The sequence below is a fragment of the Streptococcus mitis genome, from assembly GCF_000722705.1.
Classification (GTDB): Bacteria; Bacillota; Bacilli; order Lactobacillales; family Streptococcaceae; genus Streptococcus; species Streptococcus mitis_P.
In genome coordinates this window covers 408,650-429,397 of record NZ_JPFW01000007.1, presented here as the reverse complement: position 1 = coordinate 429,397, position 20,748 = coordinate 408,650, and the positions used below count along the sequence as shown (strand labels likewise).

Genomic DNA, 20,748 nt, shown 5'->3' with positions numbered 1-20,748 from the left:
GCTACTTAATATGATGTTGGGCAAAAACTAGCTTCAAAATAAAACCACACAGTGATTTCAGTTTTATACTCAATTAAGCTGAAAGAAACATTGTGTGGTTTTGTTTTAAAATGTATAGTATTTTGAGAAAAGCCACCTAAAAAGGAATAACTCTTTAGGTGGCTTTTATAGAAGTAAAGTTTAGGATAGAAAAACAAGAAATAACGCACCAATTTTGGTGCGTTTTGCTTTTTTATGCTATAATGGATTTATAAAAATAAAGGAGTTTGCCATGATTGGAAAGAACATAAAATCCTTACGTAAAATACATGACTTAACACAACCCGAATTTGCCCGAATTATAGGAATTTCTCGAAATAGCTTAAGTCGGTATGAAAATGGAACTAGTTCAGTCTCTACGGAACTAATAGATATCATTTGTCAGAAGTTTAATGTATCTTATGTCGATATTGTAGGAGAAGATAAAATGCTGAATCCTGTTGAAGATTATGAATTGACTTTAAAAATTGAAATTGTGAAAGAAAGAGGTGCTAATCTACTATCTCGACTCTATCGTTATCAAGATAGTCAGGGAATTAGCATTGATGATGAATCTAATCCTTGGATTTTAATGAGTGATGATCTTTCTGATTTGATTCATACGAATATCTATTTAGTAGAAACTTTTGATGAAATTGAGAGATATAGCGGTTATTTGGATGGAATTGAGCGCATGCTAGAGATATCTGAAAAACGGATGGTAGCCTGATGGAAATCCAAGATTATACTGATAGTGATTTCAAACATGCTCTAGCACGGAACCTTCGCTCACTGACAAGAGGAAAAAAGTCCAGTAAGCAACCTATAGCAATTTTGCTTGGAGGGCAAAGTGGCGCTGGTAAGACTACAATTCATCGTATTAAACAGAAAGAATTTCAAGGAAATATTGTTATTATAGATGGTGATAGTTTTCGTTCTCAGCATCCACGCTATTTAGAACTGCAGCAAGAATATGGCAAAGACAGTGTTGAATACACCAAATATTTTGCAGGCAAAATGGTAGAGTCTTTAGTAACAAAATTGAGTAGTTTGGGATACAATATTTTGATAGAGGGAACTTTACGAACAGTTGATGTTCCAAAGAAAACAGCACAACTCTTGAAAAATAAGGGATATGAAGTACAATTAGCCTTGATTGCGACAAAGCCTAAGCTGTCCTATCTGAGCACTCTTATCCGATACGAAGAACTGTATGCTATCAATCCAAATCAAGCACGCGCAACTCCAAAAGAACACCATGATTTCATTGTAAATCATCTAGTTGATAATACACGGCAATTGGAAGAACTAGCTATCTTTGAAAGAATTCAAATTTACCAACGAGATAGAAGTTGTGTATATGATTCAAAAGAAAATACAACTTCAGCAGTAGATGTTCTTCAAGAGTTACTGTTTGGGGAGTGGAGTCAGGTAGAGAAGGAGATGTTGCGTCTAGGGAAAGAACAAATGAAAGAACAATGTGTAAAAAATAATACGTAAGGGTGGAAACAGTACATGCTTGAAATTAATATTGCTGATACAGAATTTAAAGAAATATTTTCTGATATAAAAAATCGTTATTTATCAACTGCAAATTTTCCAAAATTTATTATTGGTACGGGTTTATCTATAGTAATGGGTGTCCCTGGTATGGGTAAGTTGGCTGATGAACTAGATAAAAATTTCTCTTCAGATAAAAACGTTGAATATAAAAAATATTGGGGAGAGTGTCAGTCTATGGTGAGGAATCATGGACTTGAAGCAGCTCTTTTAACAATTTCAAATACAAAAAATGATTTTGTAGAAAAAATCCGTGAAATTACTGGTAAATTTATTTTAGAATCTGACTATGCTGTGAGAGAGAATATTTTGAAGAATTCATCTGGATTTGAAAAATTACTAAATTATCTCCACAAGACAGTGAGTGTTAATAAAAAAATTATTGATATAATGACACCAAACTATGACTTAATTATTGAGACTATTGCAGATAAGTTAAATTTAACTACAACTTTAGGATTTAAAGGCAATCTATTTCAAAAATTTGATTCAGAGTTACTGAGAGATCCTTACAAATACTATAAAAAATCAACAGCAATATTAAGAATTTTCAAACCCCATGGATCTATCAACTGGATAAATCGAGCTGGCATTACCTATCAAACTAATGATTACTGTTATCTAGATAAGAATAGTAATTGTATTGAAATCATTGCTCCTGGCAGTATGAAATTTCAATATGGGATGACTCATAATCTACTAAGAGAGCATCGTGAGATTTTTAATAGTGTTATTACAGATAATGAGAGTAGTCATGCGATTTTTATTTATGGATATGGTTTCAATGATAAGCAATTTGATACTGTTTTTGAAAACACAAGCAAAGATGTGATTGTGTTGACTATGGATATAAAGGAAGAAGTTATAAATAGGGCTGTATGTAATAAGAATTGGACCTTGTTTTATAAAAATGTTATAGGGAAAACGCACAATACAACGAATCTCTCATTTATGGTATATAAAGGTAAACAGTACAAAATAGATAAGAATTTGTGGGATTTAGAAGAATTTGTAGAGCTATTTATAGGAAAATTATGAGGTGAAAAATGGCAAATATACAGCAGTACTTAACTCAAGAAATTGGAAATGTACAAAATGTTGATACGCAAAAAGTTATAGTTAATGTAAAAAAGGAAGAGTTGTTAAATAAACTAAAGATAAATGATTTGGCTATTCTTTCAGGTAATAATGCTGATGAGAAATTAATTGGTATTGTGACCAAGGTTAGTAAGAAAAGTATTGATTTTAATGGTACTGAAATTGATGAGGATTCCTTATTGGAGTATTCTTATAATTTTTGTAGTATAACCTTAGTAGGGACATTTTATAGCAAAATTTCTCCAACTCAGAATAATATTTTTAAAAGGGCAGTGAATACTTATCCAGAGATAAATAGCCCAGTTTTTCTAGCTGATGATGATGCGCTATATATGATAATGAATTCCTTGACTAATAATAAAAGTCATGGAAAAGAATTAAATATTGGGAAATATGCTAGCAATCAGTCTGTTGAAGCAATTTTAGATGGAAATAAATTTTTCCAGAGACATGCAGCAATTGTTGGAAGTACGGGGAGTGGTAAATCATTTTCAGTCGCTAATATATTAGAGAAAACTAATGGATTAGACTGTTCAAATATTATTATCTTTGATCTACATGGAGAGTACAATGAGTTGTCTTATGCAAAGCAAATAAAAATTGGTGATGCAGCAACTGATTTACAAATTCCACTATGGTTTTTCAATTATGAAGAAATACATTCTTTATTTATTGAATCGTCTGAGGGCACTTCTTCTAATCAAAGAGCTATAGTAGTCAAACATATTCTTAGTAAAAAGAAGGAATATATAGAAAGTAAAGCTAATTTTTCTTCGGATATTGTTACAGTTGATACTCCAATACCGTTTTCAACAAAAGAGTTAAAAGAATATTTAGAAAATGAAAATATTAAAGAAGACAGAACTGGCGAAACGTATAAGTCAGGTGATAAGAAGGGGCAAGAAAAAACAAGGCAAGGACAATATTATGGCAAGTTGACTAATCTGATTACAAGATTGCAAACAAAAATGGACGATAAAAAATATGGCTTTGTATTTAATGAACAGCATACTTCAGATTCTAATTACTTAAATAGATTTATTTCTGAAATAATGGGAAGAGATAAACATATTAAAGTAATTGATTTATCTGAAATACCATCAGATATGTTATCAATTGTAATTGGTATTGTAACAAGATTAGTATATGATGTACAATTTTGGATGACTCCTAAAAGAAATGAAACAAGACATCCATTAGCATTTATTTGCGATGAAGCACATTTATATATACCAAGAGATATAACTAAGCTAAAAGCTGTTGAGAGAAAATCTTTAGAAATTTTTGAAAAAATTTCCAAAGAAGGGCGTAAGTATGGAGTTTCCTTAGTTGTTGTTTCTCAAAGACCGGCGGAATTAAATTCAACTATAATATCCCAATGTAATAATATTATTTCGTTGAAAATAACAAATGATAGAGATAAAACAGCAGTAGCGACAATGTTGACCGATTCATTAGTTGGGTTAGTTGAGACCCTACCTAACCTTGATGTTGGCGAATGTATTGTAATTGGTGATGCTATAAAGTTACCAACTAAAATTTTATTAGATAAACCTAAAGAAGAACCTAAAAGCTCTACAATCGATTTTTGGGACAGATGGATTGATGGTCAACAAACAGTGTTTGATATTGATGATGCAATAAAAAATATGATTAAACAATCGCGTTGAATGATATATTAGACTTATTAGATAGAGTCAGACACATGATACTAACTAACAATTTCATCTACCTTTGTATAGAGCCACGAGGCTCTTTTTTCATCCTCTCATTCTCCTGTGATAACTTTTCCAAAACATTTTTGTTATCCTTATATCATTCCTAAGAAAATCAGGTCTTGATTTTTCACTGGGGGTTTGGGGGCGAAGGCCACCAAGTTATCTTATCGTTGGCTGTCAAAACTAGGAGGTTTTGGTTGGTTGGCGATATGATTTTTGGGATATTGTGGACACAATATCTGAGCTCGCAAAGACCGAACAAGAAGCAAGTGAGGTCTTTAGGAAGCGTACTGACAATGTGAGGTAGACTTACACTGTCAGACAAGTAGAATGTTGAAGGGATATCAGAATGGGACAAGAAATTAAGTCAATCCGAAAGCAATTTAGAATTACGAGACAAGAAGAAAAACAGATAAAAGAAATGATGAGGGAACAAAAAGTGGATAGTTTCTCAGAATTTCTTCGTCAAAATTTATTGAAAAAGAATTATCAGGATAGAATTTTTGAAAGTTGGTTCTCCCTTTGGCAGTCTCAAAAGTTTGAACAGATTAGTCGAGATGTGTATGAAGTTCTGGTTGTCGCAATTGAAAATCATCAAGTGACTCAAGAGCACGTCTCAATCTTATTGACTTGCGTTCAAGAATTGATTGCAGAAGTGAATCAAGTACAGCCACTCAGTCGTGAGTTTCGTGAAAAATATATGGGTTAGGAGGATGTAATGGTTTATCGCTATCGTACCAATCTCAAAAAAGTATTTCTAACTGATCCAGAATTACACCAATTGAATGAACGGATTGCTAAGAGCAATTGTCAAAATTTTTCAGTCTATGCCAGAAAAGTTTTGCTTAATCCCAATATGTCATTTGTCACGATTAACACTGATACTTATGACCAGTTAGTTTTTGAATTGAGACGTATTGGAAATAACATCAATCAAATTGCGAGTGCGATTAATCAAAGCCATCTGATTTCTCAGGACCAATTACAAGAATTGAGTAAAGGAGTCGGAGAGTTAATTAAGGAAGTGGACAAAGAATTTCAAGTGGAGGTGAAAAGACTGAAGGAGTTTTATGGTAGTTACTAAACACTTTGCGACGCACGGAAAAAAATATCGTAGGCGTTTGATTAAATATATCCTCAATCCAGATAAAACAGATAATCTAAAATTAGTATCTGATTTTGGCATGAGTAATTACTTAGATTTTCCTAGCCATGCAGAAATGGTAGAAATGTACAATGTTAACTTTACTAATAACGACAAGTTGTACGAGTCCAGAAATGACCGACAAGAAAAACACCAACAAACTATTCATGCCCATCATCTCATCCAATCATTTTCTCCTGAAGATAATCTGACACCTGAAGAAATTAACCGCATTGGTTATGAGACCATGATTGAACGGGGGAGCATACGTTAACAGCAGATGTATTGGTAACTCTCTCAAACTTTTACGATGTCAGTACAGACTATCTATTGGGATTGACAGATTTTCCTGATCAAATTCGCTTTAGAAAATAATCTCCTCAATTTCATAGAGTGTGAAAATGAGGGGATTTTTTATTTGTTCTTTGAAAATTAAATAGTCCAAAATGGTACTTTCCTCATTTGTGGAGTAAATTTGAATGGCTCGCCATGATAAGAGCGATTTTTAAACCATCAATAAAATAGAGCGATACTTTATATGCCATGATACAAATGATATACAATGATACTTATGACTGTTCAGGCTGCCGCCGTAAAAGAGCAGCAAGTGAAATTCTTATGATGACTTCATCAGTCATGCCATGGAGGGAAAAATATTTTTTAGGAAGGATGATGACATGAATATAAAATATATATCTGTCGAAAATTCCATTGCAGAATGGGCCGATAAAAAAGGAATTCTAAAAAGATGGGATGGTTTAAATCAATATACATTGAACAGATGGATTAAAGAAATGCGAGAAAACAGAACATTTTCCATGTATGTAATTAACCCAACCCATAAACTTGTTTTCATTAATCTAGAAGGATTTGAAAGTTTCTTAAGATGGAAGCAAAAGCGGACAAAATAAGGAAGTCATGGTATAATATAGGGTAGTTATTTATTCTATACAACAATGATTTATTTCTTTTTAAGAGTTAAGAGGAATTAAATTATGTATTATGTAACTAAAACAAATTCAAAAGGGCAACCCTTATATCAAGTGGTTGAAAAGTACAAAGATCCACTAACAGGAAAGTGGAAATCAGTAACTGTAAGTTATACTAAGAATACTAGTAGGGCGAGGAAACAAGCTGAAAGAGAGGTTCTTGATAAAATAGATAGACTAACTACTTCATTTGAAAGTCAGTTTAGCCCTGAACTGATTACAACATTTGGAGAGTTAAAAGAAAATTGGTTTCAGACTTGGTGTGTCTCTGTTAAACCACAAACAATTCAGAGAGAACTACTGGTTATGAAGCGTCTTGGGAAAATTATAGGAGATGATTTTTTGTTAGACAGGATTACTCCACTTCTGATGAAAAATAGTCTCAATAAATATTTAGAAATGTATGATGCATCGCCTTCAACAATGACTCATATAAAAAGTACTTGTAATAAGATTTTTAATCATGGTGTGTTATATAATGTCATTAAGTTTTCTCCAATGACTGCGGTAAAACTAGATATTTCACTAGAGAAAAGGCGTAAAGCAAAAGAAAGACATGATTCTAAATTTCTAGAAATCCATGAATTACATGCATTTTTTGATGTGTTACGCCAATGCAGAAATGCAAACTATTATGATCTTGCTATAGTATTGTTGCTTACAGGCATTCGAATTAGTGAAGCAGCATTTTTACCATCAGATATTGATTTTGAAAAAGGAATCTTGCATATTGATAAGGCACTTCAATATCATTGTTTAAAAGTTGAACAATTTCATTTTGATACAACTAAAACACTCAATTCAATTAGAGAAGTAGCTTTGCCTGAAGCTGCAAGCGAAGCTATTAAAAGGACAATACAGAGAAATAAAGAGTTTGATGCTTATATGGAGAAACATCCCTGTCCTGCTTTTACACATTCTGAAAGTGTATTTAGAACAGAATACGGCTCTCCAATAACATCAAGCACTTTTCGTCAAATTTTGAAACGAATAGAAGGAAAATTATTGACAAATTGTTTAAGTGACTATGGTTTTAAGTGGGTAAAACATGTTACTCCCCATTCGTTTAGGCATATGCATATTAGTTACCTTCAAAGTAATGAGATGCACATAGCAGTGAAAGATATTATGACTAGAGTAGGACACGCTAACTTTGAGACAACAATGGGCTACACACATAATATAAATCGTTCACAAGAAAATACTGTAAAAGCCTTAAATCAATTTGTAGAAAATCACAATTTCCATTTTGAAGAATTGAAAAGTTATACCTGTAAATATTCCAGAATGATTGAAAAATTCATTGAAACTAGTGATAATAGAAATAAAGTAGAATTAAGTGTTGATGAGTTCAAAGACTTGTTACATCTTAGTCCACGTTACTCACCTAAAAATATTGTTTCAAATTTACTATTAAAAATCAAAAAAGATATTGTCAAATACCATCCACAGTTTGATATAAAGATTGTGAAATCAAGTGAGAATCAAATCAGAGGTTTTTCCATTGCATGGTAGTTTTGGTGTTCGCTTGGTGTTTAGACAATAGTAAAATAAAATAGGGGCTCTAAACCCTTGCTACGAAAGGAAAAAAACTCAATGGCTACTATTCAATGGTTTCCTGGTCACATGTCTAAAGCGCGTCGACAGGTTCAGGAAAATTTAAAATTTGTTGATTTTGTGACGATTTTGGTAGATGCACGCTTGCCTCTATCTAGTCAAAATCCTATGTTGACCAAGATTGTTGGTGACAAACCAAAACTCTTGATTTTAAACAAGGCAGACTTGGCTGACCCAGCAATGACCAAGGAATGGCGTCAGTATTTTGAATCACAAGGAATCCAGACGCTAGCTATCAACTCCAAAGAGCAAGTGACTGTAAAAGTTGTAACAGACGCGGCAAAAAAGCTCATGGCTGATAAGATTGCTCGCCAAAAGGAACGTGGTATCAAGATTGAAACCCTGCGTACCATGATTATCGGGATTCCAAACGCTGGTAAATCAACTCTCATGAACCGCTTGGCTGGCAAGAAAATTGCTGTTGTCGGCAACAAACCAGGGGTTACAAAGGGACAACAGTGGCTTAAAACTAATAAAGACTTGGAAATCTTGGACACACCAGGGATTCTCTGGCCTAAATTCGAAGATGAAACTGTTGCACTGAAACTGGCCTTGACTGGAGCTATCAAAGATCAGTTGCTCCCTATGGATGAGGTGACCATTTTTGGTATCAATTATTTCAAAGAACATTATCCAGAAAAGTTGGCTGAACGCTTCAAACAAATGAAAATTGAAGAAGAAGCGCCTGTTATTATTATGGATATGACCCGCGCCCTCGGTTTCCGTGACGACTATGACCGTTTTTACAGTCTCTTCGTGAAGGAAGTCCGCGATGGCAAACTCGGTAACTATACCTTAGATACATTGGATGACCTCGATGGCGACGATTAAAGAAATCAAAGAACTCCTTGCTACGGTCAAGGACTTAGATAGCTCTATTTTTTTAGAACTTGAAAAGGATAATCGCTCTGGAGTTCAAAAGGAAATCAGCAAGCGTAAAAAAACATTCAAGCTGAATTAGATGAAAATTTGCGCTTGGAATCCATGCTTTCCTATGAAAAAGAACTTTATAAGCAAGGATTGACCTTAATTGCAGGTGTTGATGAGGTTGGTCGTGGTCCTCTGGCTGGTCCTGTAGTCGCTGCAGCCGTTATTTTACCTAAAAATTGTAAGATTAAAGGCCTCAACGACAGCAAGAAAATTCCTAAAAAGAAACATCTGGAAATTTATCAAGCCGTTCAAGATCAAGCCTTGTCAATCGGAATTGGTATCATGGATAATCAGGTCATCGACCAAGTCAATATCTATGAAGCGACCAAACTAGCCATGCAAGAAGCAATTTCCCAGCTCAGTCCGCAACCTGAGCACCTTTTGATCGATGCCATGAAACTGGAGTTACCCATTTCACAAACTTCCATCATCAAAGGAGATGCCAACTCCCTCTCTATCGCAGCAGCATCTATAGTAGCTAAGGTCACACGTGATGAATTGATGAAGGAATACGACCAGCAATTTCCTGGCTATGATTTTGCTGCTAATGCAGGATATGGAACAGCTAAACACCTGGAAGGCCTCACAAAACTAGGAGTTACCCCAATTCACCGAACCAGCTTTGAACCCGTTAAATCACTGGTTTCAGGAGAAAAAGAAAGTTAAGTTAGAAGGAATGATTATGGAGGAACAGTCAGAAACACTCAGTTCCAAGAAAGAATTTGCCTTTGCCTCAAGCACTATATTATCCCAAGTTGGACGAGGAATCATTGTGGGACTCGTTGTCGGGCTCATCGTCGGATCCTTTCGGTTTTCAATCGAAAAAGGCTTCCACCTGATACAAGGACTTTATCAAGCTCAAGCGCACCTAGTGCGCAATCTTTTTATCATTGGTCTATTTTATTTAATGGTTTGTTGGCTCAGTGCGAAATTAACTCGATCAGAAAAAGATATCAAGGGTTCAGGGATTCCTCAAGTCGAAGCCGAATTAAAGGGACTCATGACCCTCAACTGGTGGGGCGTACTTTGGAAAAAATATATTCTAGGAATTTTGGCTATTGCAAGTGGCCTTATGCTGGGGCGTGAAGGGCCAAGTATTCAACTCGGAGCGGTCGGTGGTAAAGGAATTGCCAAATGGCTTAAATCCAGTCCAGTAGAGGAACGTTCTCTTATTGCGAGTGGAGCTGCAGCAGGTTTAGCCGCAGCCTTTAATGCTCCGATTGCAGGACTTCTCTTTGTCGTAGAAGAAGTTTATCACCATTTTTCACGCTTTTTCTGGGTCTCAACTCTAGCAGCCAGTCTCGTAGCAAACTTTGTTTCTCTGCTCATATTTGGTCTAACACCCGTACTGGATATGCCAGATAATATCCCACTCATGACCCTAGACCAGTACTGGATATATCTCCTTATGGGAATTTTTCTGGGGCTTTCCGGTTTTCTCTATGAAAAAGCTGTCCTAAATGTCGGTAGAGCTTATGACTGGATTGGTCAAAAAATCCATTTGGATAGAGCTTATTATCCATTTCTGGCTTTTATCCTTATCATACCAGTCGGCATCTTCTTGCCACAAATCCTTGGCGGTGGAAATCAGCTTGTTCTTTCCTTAACTGAGCAAGATTTTAGTTTCCAAGTTCTATTAGCTTACTTTTTGATTCGCTTTGTTTGGAGCATGATTAGCTATGGAAGTGGCCTTCCAGGAGGAATTTTTCTACCCATTCTGGCGCTTGGTTCCTTGCTTGGTGCCCTAGTTGGTGTCATTTGTGTGAATATTGGACTTGTCAGTCAAGAGCAATTCCCTATATTTGTCATTCTGGGAATGAGTGGCTATTTTGGAGCAATATCTAAAGCTCCCTTAACTGCGATGATTCTGGTAACCGAAATGGTAGGCGACATTCGCAACCTCATGCCACTTGGCTTAGTAACCCTAGTTGCCTATATCATTATGGATCTGCTCAAGGGTGCGCCAGTCTATGAGGCTATGTTGGAAAAAATGCTGCCAGAAGAAGCGACAGATGAAGGAGAAGTCACTCTCATTGAAATTCCTGTATCTGACAAAATCGCTGGAAAACAAGTACACGAGCTCAACTTACCACATAACATCCTCATCACAACACAAGTTCATAATGGCAAAAGCCAAACAGTTAACGGCTCAACCAGAATGTATCTGGGGGATATGATTCATCTGGTTATTCCAAAAAGTGAAATTGGAAAAGTCAAAGATTTGTTGTTGTAGTTTTTTACATAATTTATATTATGCAAAAAACTTCTTAACAGAGATAGTATTCATCTTCATGAGCATGAATCTCACCAGATTGGCCAAGGATCTAGTCTCTAAAAGATCCACTATTCAAAAACCACACAGCGTTTCTTTCAGATTAATTATATTCAAGACTGAAATCACTGTGTGGTTTTATTTAGAAGCTAGTTTTTGCCCAGCCTCATTTCTTACTAATAAGCTCTTTGACATATAAAATAATAGAACTTTCTTAAAAATAAGACTATGTATTTTGTATCTCATAGCTCCTTATATAGATCTTCAGTTATGTAGAATGAACAGAAGTTTCGTTACTGATAATCTCTTTTTTATTTTCCTTATTCTGTTGACTATTTCATTCTGGTTTAGTATTTGGAAACTAGAAAAAGCACTAGATAATAATTCACAATAAAAACTCCAAAGATTTAGATCTGTTTTATACAGGTTTAAGTCTTTTTTTAAAAGTTCTATAACATCTTTCCGAAAAACTATAATTTTCTTGAAAAATATATAAACCTATGCTATACTACTTGTAGACTTATTTATGGAGAAAATACATGAAACGTGAGATTTTACTAGAACGAATCGACAAACTAAAACAAATCATGCCCTGGTATGTTCTGGAATACTACCAATCTAAGCTGGCTGTACCTTACAGTTTTACAACCTTGTACGAATACCTGAAGGAATACGATCGATTTTTCAGCTGGGTTTTGGAGTCTGGAATTTCAAACGTTGATAAAATATCTGATATTCCTTTATCTGTCTTGGAAAATATGTCAAAGAAAGACATGGAATCCTTTATCCTTTACCTACGTGAACGTCCTTTGCTGAATGCAAATACAACAAAGCAAGGTGTTTCACAGACAACCATCAATCGTACTTTGTCAGCACTTTCTAGTCTTTATAAGTATTTGACTGAGGAAGTTGAAAACGATCAGGGAGAGCCTTATTTCTATCGTAATGTAATGAAGAAAGTTTCAACCAAGAAAAAGAAAGAAACGCTTGCTGCCAGAGCTGAAAACATCAAGCAAAAACTCTTTTTAGGTGATGAAACAGAAGGGTTTCTGACTTATATAGACCAAGATTACCCACAACAGCTCTCAAATCGTGCTCTATCATCGTTTAATAAAAATAAAGAACGTGATTTGGCTATTATTGCCCTTCTCTTGGCATCGGGTGTTCGCTTATCTGAAGCTGTTAATCTGGATTTAAGAGATCTCAATCTCAAGATGATGGTTATTGATGTCACTCGAAAAGGTGGTAAACGTGACTCGGTCAATGTTGCAGCCTTTGCTAATCCTTATTTAGAGAATTATCTAGCCATTCGAAATCAACGCTATAAAACGGAAAAAACAGATACCGCTCTCTTTTTGACATTATATCGTGGTGTTCCCAATCGTATCGATGCTTCTAGTGTTGAAAAGATGGTTGCTAAGTACTCTGAAGACTTCAAAGTCCGTGTAACCCCCCATAAACTACGCCATACCCTAGCAACTAGACTCTATGATGCAACCAAATCGCAAGTTTTGGTTAGCCATCAGCTAGGACATGCCAGTACACAAGTCACCGACCTCTATACCCATATCGTCAACGATGAACAAAAGAATGCTCTGGATAGTTTGTGAATTACATAAAGTAAATTATGTAAAATAAAACTCAAAAAAAGAAGCTGCTAAAACAAGCAACTTCTTTTTGATTTATCCTACTACCGCTTCAGCGATTTCTTCACGACTAATACCAGCGAAGTAGCGTGTAATGTCAATGGTTTCTAGAGCTTTAAGAACATCTTCGCGTTCGTATTTAACGCCTCGAAGGACATCTTCTACAGCTGCAACGTCTTCGATACCAAAGAAGTCACCATAAATCTTGATGTCTTGGATTTTTGATTCGACGACATTAGCAAAGACTTCAACCTTACCACTGGTGAATTTTGTACCACGACGGACGTTAAATTCAGGTGATTTACCGTAGTTCCAGTCCCAAGTTCCAAACTTAGTATCCTTGATGCGATTGATTTCAGCCAATTCTTCCTCAGAAAAAACGTATTCAGTCATCTCTGGGTACTCTTTTTTCATGTATTCCAAGAGTAGGTCACGGAATTCTTCGACTGTGATTTTTTCTGGTAGTTCATTGACAATATTGGTTACACGGGCACGGACCGATTTCACACCTTTTGATTCAAATTTGTCCTTTGAAACCTTGAGGGCATTAGCAAGAACTGATAAATCAACGTCAAAGAGCAAGCAACCGTGGTGCATGATACGACCGTTGATATAGGCTTGGGCATTTCCACAGAATTTCTTACCATCAATCTCAAGGTCATTACGACCTGTGAACTCAGCTTTAACCCCAAGTTGAGCCAAAGTATTGATAACTGGAGTTGAGAAGCTCTTAAAGTCAAAAGCCTTGTTTTCATCTTCTTTTGAGATGATTGTGTAGTTGAGGTTATTTAAATCGTGGTAAACAGCTCCACCACCACTGATACGGCGGACCACCTCAATACCATTTTCTCGAACATAATCACGGTTGATTTCTTCGATAGTGTTCTGATGACGCCCTACAATGATAGATGGCTTGTTAATCCAAAGAAGGAAGATTTGATCCTCATCCAAAAGATGTTTAAAGGCATATTCTTCCAAGGCGATATTAAAAGCAGTGTCGTTTGAATGATTGATAATGTATTTCATGAGATACCTTCTTATACGATAGAGACTGGAATAACCTTCCAGTCTAATCTATCTTTCTTTTATTTTTTCTTAGGTGAGTGGATGGCCATTCCTAAAACATCCGCAAATGCTTCGTACATCACTTCAGAGTAAGTTGGGTGTCCGTGGATAGTTTTCAGCATTTCTTCAACAGTAATTTCCATTTCGATAATGCTCGATGCTTCATTGATCAATTCTGCAGCTGCAGGACCGATGATATGAACACCAAGGATTTCCCCGTATTTCTTATCTGCAATGACTTTAACGAAACCTTGAGCAGCATCCGATGCAATGGCACGACCGTTAGCAGCAAAGTTGAATTTACCGATAGCAACATCGTATTTCTCACGGGCTTGTTCTTCTGTCAAACCTACTGCTGCTACTTCAGGAAGAGTGTAGATAGCTGCTGGAGTCAAGTTCAACTTAGCAACAGCATGGTTTCCTTTAAGGGCATTTTCAGCGGCAACTTCACCCATACGGAAAGCTGCGTGAGCCAACATCTTAGTACCGTTGATGTCACCTGGTGCATAAATACCTGGAACAGAAGTTTCCATGTATTCGTTGACCTTGATGCGACCACGATCCAATTCAAACTCAACCTCACCAATACCTTCAAGGTCTGGCACACGACCAATTGAAAGAAGAGCTTTGCTTGCGATGATATCGTCTTTTCCTTCAACCTTGATACGAAGTTGACCATTTTCCTCAATGATTTCTTGCAGTTTAGTACCAGTCAAGATGGTCATTCCTTTACGCTCAAGGATCAAGCGAAGGTTCTTAGACACTTCTGCATCCATAGCTGGCACGATACGGTCCATCATTTCGATAACAGTTACTTTTGAACCAAATGTCATGAAGGCTTGACCAAGTTCGATACCGACAACACCACCACCGATGATAACAAGGCTTTCTGGCACTTCGTTCATTTCGAGAATGTCATCACTGGTCATCACAAGTGAAGATTCCATACCAGGGACGTTGATCTTGCTGACTTTTGAACCACCAGCAAGGATGATTTTCTTGGTTTCAAGCAATTCAGAACCATTTACCAAGACATTCTTGTCTTTAGTAATAGTACCGATACCCTTATGAACAGTAACTCCGTAGCTACGAAGAAGACCTGCAACTCCACCCACCAAGGTATTAACAACCTTAGACTTGGTTTCAAGGAGTTTGTTCATATCTACAGTGAAGTTTGGATTTTCAATGACGATACCACGGTTTGCGGCATGACCGATGTTTTCGATAATTTCTGCATTGTGAAGATAGGTCTTGGTTGGAATACAACCACGGTTCAAGCAGGTTCCACCAAGTTCAGATTTCTCAACAAGGGCAACCTTACCGCCGAGTTGGGCAGCTTTAATGGCTGCAACATAACCAGCAGGACCTCCACCAATCACAACGATATCAAAAGCATCATCGCTCTTACCATCATCGTTTGAGGCACTTGCTGCAGGTGCAGGGCTAGCTTCTGGGGCTGCTGCTCCAGCTGTTGGGATATTTTCCCCTTCTTCACCAAGGTAACCGATAACTTCCGTTACAGGGACTGTTTCGCCATCTCCTTTTAGGATAGCAATCAAGTATCCATCTTCTTCGGCTTCCAATTCCATGCTGACTTTGTCAGTCATGATTTCCAAAAGGATTTCTCCTTCTTTTACAAATTCTCCGACTTTTTTATTCCATTGGACGATTTGTCCTTCTGTCATATCCACGCCGGCTTTTGGCATAATTACTTCTAAAGCCATGTCTTCCTTCCTTTATCTATATCTTAAAAATGAATACTCTTGTTCTTAAATCAACATTGAGATTGGATTTTCAATCAATTCTTTCAAGTCTTTCATAAACTTAGCACCAGCCATACCATCTACGACACGGTGGTCAATGGTTAAACCAAGACTCATGATTGGGCGAATCACAATTTCACCATTGACGACAACTGGCTTCTCGATTGTCGAGCTCACACCAAGGATAGCTGAGTTGGGTTGGTTGATGATCGGACCAAAGGACTGAACACCAAACATTCCCAAATTACTGATTGTGAATGTTGAATTTTGAAGCTCACTTGGAGCCAATTTGCCATCCAAGGTACGGCCAATAACATCCTTAAAGGCTACAACCAGTTCTGAAAGAGTCATCTTCTCAGCATTGTAAACAACAGGTGTCATCAATCCATTATCCATCCCAACTGCCATGGCAAGATTGACGTAGTTATGAGTGATAATGGTCTTTCCATCTTCGGTCAATGAAGCGTTGATGTAAGGGTGTTTCATAAGAGTCTTAACAACCGCAAGCGAAAGAAGGTCTGTTACAGTAGTTTTTTTACCAGTTGCTTCCATGATTGGCTCAAGAACCTTCTTACGAAGAGCCAACATTTCAGTCATATCAACTTCATAGTTGAGAGTAAAGGTTGGCGCAGTCAAGTAAGATTCAACCATGCGTTGGGCAATAACCTTACGCATTGGTGTCATTGGAATACGCTCGATTTCACCGTATGGTGTTACGTTATTAGGGACTTCTTCCACTTTTTCAATCTGAGCAGGAGACTTGATAGTATCGTTTTCGATATTTTCAGGAAGCAAGGCCAAAACATCCTTCTTCATGATTTTACCACGATGACCAGTTCCTTGGATTTCCTGCCATGCAATGTTATGTTCGAGGGCAATTCGTTTTGCAAGTGGCGAAATGCGAACCACATTTGTGTCTTTATAAGTTTCCACGTCTTCTTTGTGGACACGACCGTTTGCACCTGAGCCAGAAACGTCGTAGAGGTTAATACCTAAATCATCCGCTAACTTTCTAGCCGCAGGGGTCGCTCTTAGCTTGTCATCAACCATGACCTCTCCAATTTCTATTTATGATATTAAGCGCGCAGAGAACTCTGCACCTAAAAGATACAAAGTTTCTCGTCAGCTTTATTTTTACATAACTTATATTATGTATTATTCTTTGTTATATGTTTTACGGATGGCATCTTTGATGCTTTCAACTGTTGGTATCATTGCATTTTCTAGGTTTTGTGCATAAGGCATTGGCACATCTTCTCCTGCACAACGGCGGATTGGTGCATCTAGATAATCAAATGCTTCTGATTCTGAAATAATAGCTGAAATCTCTCCGATATAGCCGCTTGTTTTGTGGGCATCGTTAACCAGAACAACTTTACCAGTCTTCTTAACTGAGTTAATGATGATATCCTTATCAAGCGGAACGAGGGTACGTGGGTCCACAATTTCAACTGAAATTCCTTCTTCTGCTAATTCTTCAGCTGCTTGAACCACACGGCGAAGCATTTTTCCGTAAGTAACAACTGTTACATCTGTTCCTTCGCGTTTGATTTCGCCAACTCCAAGTGGGATTGTATAGTCTGGATCAACTGGCACTTCCCCTTTTTGGTTAAATTCTGACTTGTACTCAAGAATGATAACAGGGTTATTATCACGGATAGAAGACTTGAGTAGTCCTTTCATATCCGCAGGCGTACCTGGTGCCACAACCTTAAGTCCAGGAATATGAGTAAACCAAGACTCTAGTGATTGCGAGTGCTGGGCTGCAGAACCGACACCGTTACCAGCTGCACATCGAACTGTCATTGGAACCTGACCTTTACCACCAAACATGTAACGTGTTTTAGCGGCTTGGTTGACGATATTGTCCATGGCAATAACCGAGAAGTCCATAAAGGTCATATCGACGATTGGACGAAGTCCTGTCATGGCTGCTCCTGCTGCTGCTCCAGAGATGGCAGCTTCAGAAATCGGACAGTCACGAACACGTTCTGGACCAAATTCTTCGAGCATTCCAACAGAAGTTCCGAAGTCTCCTCCGAAGACACCGACGTCTTCTCCCATCAAGAACACATTTTCATCGCGACGCATTTCCTCAGACATAGCAAGGATAATGGTGTCACGGAAGGACATTGTTTTTGTTTCCATTTTATCTCTTTCTCCTTAGTCTGCGTAAATATCTTCAAATGCTGATTCAAGCGGTGGGAATGGACTTTCTTCAGCAAATTTAACAGAAGCTTCTACTGCTTCCTTAACTTGCGCTTGGATTTCTTCCAATTCTTCGGCACTTGCAACAGTGTTTTCAATAAGGTACTTGCGAAGGTTTTCGATCGGGTCTTTTTGTTTCCACAATTCCACTTCTTCACGGGTACGATATTTACCAGGGTCAGATGATGAGTGACCAAGCCAGCGATAAGTTATACTTTCAATCAATACAGGCCCATTGCCACCACGAACATGATCTACAGCTTTCTTAAATCCTTCATAGACGTCTATGACATTGTTACCGTCTTCGATGAACATTCCAGGAATTCCATAAGCAGCACTACGTTGATGGATATGTTCTACATTGGTCATTTTCTTGATGTCCGCAGAGATACCATAACCGTTGTTAATGCAATAGAAAATGACTGGCAGATTCCAGATAGAAGCCATGTTCACTGCTTCGTGGAAAACACCTTCGTTGGTCGCACCATCTCCAAAGAAGCAGACAACGATTTTACCGGTATTTTGCATTTGCTGACTGAGAGCTGCACCAACAGCGATTCCCATACCACCACCTACGATACCATTGGCACCGAGGTTACCAGCATCAAGGTCGGCAATATGCATAGAACCACCTTTACCTTTACAGGTTCCAGTGTATTTACCAAGGATTTCAGCCATCATTCCGTTGAGGTCAATTCCTTTGGCAATAGCTTGTCCATGACCACGGTGATTTGATGTAATTAGATCATCTGGATTGAGAGCCAACATAGCACCCACGTTAGCTGCCTCTTCTCCAACAGAAAAGTGCGTCATTCCTGGCACTTTCCCTTTCTTTACTAATTGTGCAATTTTTAAGTCCATACGACGGATTTCTTCCATCTTACGGAACATTTCTAGCAAAAGATTTTTATCTAAAGTTGACATCTTCTTGCCTTTCTAACTTTCTTCTTACCTTACTATTTTACCGTTTTTGGAAAATACTGTCAAAATTTTTCTCAAGTAAATTTCACAAAATAAAAAAGAAACCCCCATGGAAACAAGGGATTTCCTTATCAAGAATATTTTTTCACAAACTTTTTATCGTTTAGATTTTGCTAAAGATTCAAATCTCTTCATAATCACAGTTAGACGCCAACGGTAGAGAACCCCACTCACGATTAGACTAATAATCAAACCAATCCAGTAAGAATAAGCTCCAAAATCTGTTAGAGAGTCGAATACCATAGCTACTGGAAGTGTCACCCCCCAGTAACCAACCAAACCAAGGTAAAAAGGAATAACTGTATCCTTATAACCCCGCAAAATTCCCTGAAGGGGTGCCGCAAAGGTATCTGCTAACTGGAAGAAAAGACTATAAGTTAAAAAACGCGCTGTCAAATCGATAAATTCTGGGTCGTTACCATAAAGACTGGCCACATTTCCTCTAAAAATGTAAAGGAAAGATAAGGTGAAGGCCGCAAAAATAAGGGCTGTCCCTCTTCCTAGACCAATATAGGTTTTCGCATCATCAAATCGCTTGGCTCCCACTTCATAGGAAACGACAATAGCCATAGCCGATGAGATACTCATAGGAAAGGCGTACATAAGACTTGAAAAGTTCATAGCTGACTGGTGACTAGCGATAATCAAGGACGAGAACTTAGCCATAATCAAGCCAACCACAGAAAAGATAGCCACTTCCGCAAAGACAGTTCCGCCAATAGGCAGACCTAAGCGAACTCCTTCCTTGATTTTATCCATATTAAGCGGAATACGTTTCTCAAGGTGTAAGGCTTTGAGCTTCTCCTGTTTAAATAAAACCAGAACAGAAATTCCAAGCAAAACCCAATAAGCCAAGGAAGTACCTAAACCAGCACCAGCACCTCCCAGCTCTGGAACTCCAAAGGCACCGTAAATCAAGAGATAGTTAAATCCACTATTGAGAGGAAGTAACAAAAGCATGAGGTACATAGACAGTTTGGTCAACCCCAGCGAATCCAGCAAGGAACGAATGACACTAAAGAGCAACAAAGGGATAATTCCGATAGATAAAAACCAAAGATAGCGAACCGCTACTGCCGCCACTGGTGCTTCTAACCCAATATGATTCAAGATTGGTGGTGCCAAGAACAGCACCATCCCCAGCAAGACCACAGATAGACCCAGGGCCAAATAGATGAACTGGTAAAAATCAGATGCAACTTCTTCCTTTTTGCCTCGACCAAGATGGTGACCAATGATGGGCACCTGGGCTGACACAATGCCTGTTAGGAATGTAAAGAAAGGATTCCAGATACTGGTTGCCATAGACACACCAGCCAAGTCCATAGTATTGTATTGACCTGTCATTGCAGTGTCAACAAAAGAGGCAGAATAATTGGCAAATTGGTAGATCAGGATAGGGAAGAAAATTTTTAAAAATAATACTAACTTCTCTCGTAAACACTTTGTCTTATACATACTTCTCTTTCTATTCTGATTTATCTAAACCAAAGAGTTTCAGACCATAGTTTTTCAAACTTAGCGGAGGGTTATTAGATTTTGAAGTAGTATGCCAACACGCACATGTACGACAATAATAGCTTCTAACTAAACCTCCATTATCATATTGAACCGCATGGTCAGCTTTTTCTTTAGTTTCATATTGAATTTTAGAACGATTAGATGCGGGACAGTAAATTCCGCTATTAGATTTTGCTTGTCTCTCCCTACGTTTTCGAAAATAATTCATATTCCAACTC

18 protein-coding genes and 4 pseudogenes are annotated in these 20,748 nt (G+C 37.5%); 15 read left to right on the top strand and 7 right to left on the bottom strand.

The features are described from left to right. The first annotated feature begins 271 nt into the window (after positions 1 to 271). The 15 genes and pseudogenes from pezA (at position 272) to xerS (ending at position 12,956) form a co-directional block, all read left to right on the top strand. Complete coding sequence (gene pezA / locus SK642_RS04820; RefSeq protein WP_033683587.1) at positions 272 to 748, top strand: type II toxin-antitoxin system antitoxin PezA; 477 nt, start codon at positions 272 to 274, stop codon at positions 746 to 748. Further along, positions 748 to 1,518, top strand: coding sequence for a type II toxin-antitoxin system toxin PezT (gene pezT / locus SK642_RS04815; protein ID WP_033683586.1), 771 nt, complete (start codon positions 748 to 750; stop codon positions 1,516 to 1,518). The genes pezA and pezT overlap by 1 nt, the downstream gene beginning before the upstream one ends. Positions 1,519 to 1,533: 15 nt before the next feature. Next, on the top strand, positions 1,534 to 2,616 hold the full coding sequence (locus SK642_RS04810) for an SIR2 family protein (protein WP_080708935.1): 1,083 nt from the start codon (positions 1,534 to 1,536) through the stop codon (positions 2,614 to 2,616). A gap of 8 nt (positions 2,617 to 2,624) precedes the next feature. After that, complete coding sequence (locus tag SK642_RS04805; RefSeq protein ID WP_033683585.1) at positions 2,625 to 4,346, top strand: ATP-binding protein; 1,722 nt, start codon at positions 2,625 to 2,627, stop codon at positions 4,344 to 4,346. 397 nt (positions 4,347 to 4,743) lie between these two features. After that, on the top strand, positions 4,744 to 5,103 hold the full coding sequence (locus tag SK642_RS04800) for an SAG1252 family conjugative relaxosome accessory protein (RefSeq protein ID WP_033683584.1): 360 nt from the start codon (positions 4,744 to 4,746) through the stop codon (positions 5,101 to 5,103). Positions 5,104 to 5,112: 9 nt separating this feature from the next. After that, positions 5,113 to 5,478: a MobC family plasmid mobilization relaxosome protein gene (locus SK642_RS04795; protein WP_033683583.1), complete on the top strand. Its 366-nt coding sequence runs from the start codon at positions 5,113 to 5,115 to the stop codon at positions 5,476 to 5,478. Next, positions 5,465 to 5,794: pseudogene (locus tag SK642_RS10025) on the top strand (relaxase/mobilization nuclease domain-containing protein); the annotation flags it as partial. The gene SK642_RS04795 and the pseudogene SK642_RS10025, both read left to right, overlap by 14 nt. A gap of 2 nt (positions 5,795 to 5,796) precedes the next feature. After that, a pseudogene (locus SK642_RS10740) lies at positions 5,797 to 5,913 on the top strand (XRE family transcriptional regulator); the annotation flags it as partial. Between the two features lie 302 nt (positions 5,914 to 6,215). Continuing rightward, the gene (locus SK642_RS04785) at positions 6,216 to 6,449 is read left to right on the top strand and encodes a hypothetical protein (RefSeq protein ID WP_001022845.1); all 234 of its coding nucleotides are present in this window, start codon (positions 6,216 to 6,218) and stop codon (positions 6,447 to 6,449) included. 84 nt (positions 6,450 to 6,533) lie between these two features. Then, a complete protein-coding gene (locus SK642_RS04780) occupies positions 6,534 to 8,042 on the top strand; it encodes a tyrosine-type recombinase/integrase (RefSeq protein ID WP_033683582.1) in 1,509 nt (502 codons plus the stop codon). An 81-nt stretch (positions 8,043 to 8,123) separates the two neighbouring features. Beyond that, positions 8,124 to 8,975, top strand: coding sequence for a ribosome biogenesis GTPase YlqF (gene ylqF / locus SK642_RS04775; RefSeq protein WP_033683581.1), 852 nt, complete (start codon positions 8,124 to 8,126; stop codon positions 8,973 to 8,975). After that, positions 8,962 to 9,740: pseudogene (locus SK642_RS04770) on the top strand (ribonuclease HII). The gene ylqF and the pseudogene SK642_RS04770 overlap by 14 nt, the downstream one beginning before the upstream one ends. Before the next feature lie 16 nt (positions 9,741 to 9,756). Next, positions 9,757 to 11,307, top strand: coding sequence for a ClC family H(+)/Cl(-) exchange transporter (locus SK642_RS04765; protein ID WP_033683580.1), 1,551 nt, complete (start codon positions 9,757 to 9,759; stop codon positions 11,305 to 11,307). A 37-nt stretch (positions 11,308 to 11,344) separates the two neighbouring features. Next, positions 11,345 to 11,545 (top strand): annotated as a pseudogene (locus SK642_RS10020) (hypothetical protein); the annotation flags it as partial. Between the two features lie 340 nt (positions 11,546 to 11,885). After that, positions 11,886 to 12,956 carry a tyrosine recombinase XerS gene (gene xerS / locus SK642_RS04760; protein WP_033683579.1) on the top strand — a complete coding sequence of 357 codons (1,071 nt, stop codon included), beginning with the start codon at positions 11,886 to 11,888 and terminating at the stop codon, positions 12,954 to 12,956. Between the two features lie 72 nt (positions 12,957 to 13,028). Here xerS and SK642_RS04755 read toward each other — a convergent pair whose 3' ends face one another. The 7 genes from SK642_RS04755 to SK642_RS04725 all read right to left on the bottom strand — a co-directional run bounded on the left by SK642_RS04755 (position 13,029) and on the right by SK642_RS04725 (position 20,738). Next, positions 13,029 to 14,018 carry a lipoate--protein ligase gene (locus SK642_RS04755; RefSeq protein WP_000873999.1) on the bottom strand — a complete coding sequence of 330 codons (990 nt, stop codon included), beginning with the start codon at positions 14,016 to 14,018 and terminating at the stop codon, positions 13,029 to 13,031. Positions 14,019 to 14,077: 59 nt separating this feature from the next. Beyond that, a complete protein-coding gene (gene lpdA, locus SK642_RS04750) occupies positions 14,078 to 15,781 on the bottom strand; it encodes a dihydrolipoyl dehydrogenase (protein ID WP_033683578.1) in 1,704 nt (567 codons plus the stop codon). A 45-nt stretch (positions 15,782 to 15,826) separates the two neighbouring features. Then, positions 15,827 to 16,870 carry a dihydrolipoamide acetyltransferase gene (locus SK642_RS04745; protein ID WP_033683577.1) on the bottom strand — a complete coding sequence of 348 codons (1,044 nt, stop codon included), beginning with the start codon at positions 16,868 to 16,870 and terminating at the stop codon, positions 15,827 to 15,829. Positions 16,871 to 16,975: 105 nt separating this feature from the next. Then, positions 16,976 to 17,968, bottom strand: coding sequence for an alpha-ketoacid dehydrogenase subunit beta (locus tag SK642_RS04740; RefSeq protein ID WP_000448714.1), 993 nt, complete (start codon positions 17,966 to 17,968; stop codon positions 16,976 to 16,978). Positions 17,969 to 17,983: 15 nt separating this feature from the next. After that, positions 17,984 to 18,952, bottom strand: coding sequence for a thiamine pyrophosphate-dependent dehydrogenase E1 component subunit alpha (locus tag SK642_RS04735; protein ID WP_033683576.1), 969 nt, complete (start codon positions 18,950 to 18,952; stop codon positions 17,984 to 17,986). Between the two features lie 153 nt (positions 18,953 to 19,105). After that, complete coding sequence (gene pdrM, locus SK642_RS04730; protein ID WP_033683575.1) at positions 19,106 to 20,467, bottom strand: sodium-coupled multidrug efflux MATE transporter PdrM; 1,362 nt, start codon at positions 20,465 to 20,467, stop codon at positions 19,106 to 19,108. Positions 20,468 to 20,477: 10 nt separating this feature from the next. Next, positions 20,478 to 20,738 carry a hypothetical protein gene (locus SK642_RS04725; protein WP_001863992.1) on the bottom strand — a complete coding sequence of 87 codons (261 nt, stop codon included), beginning with the start codon at positions 20,736 to 20,738 and terminating at the stop codon, positions 20,478 to 20,480. Positions 20,739 to 20,748 lie beyond the last annotated feature (10 nt).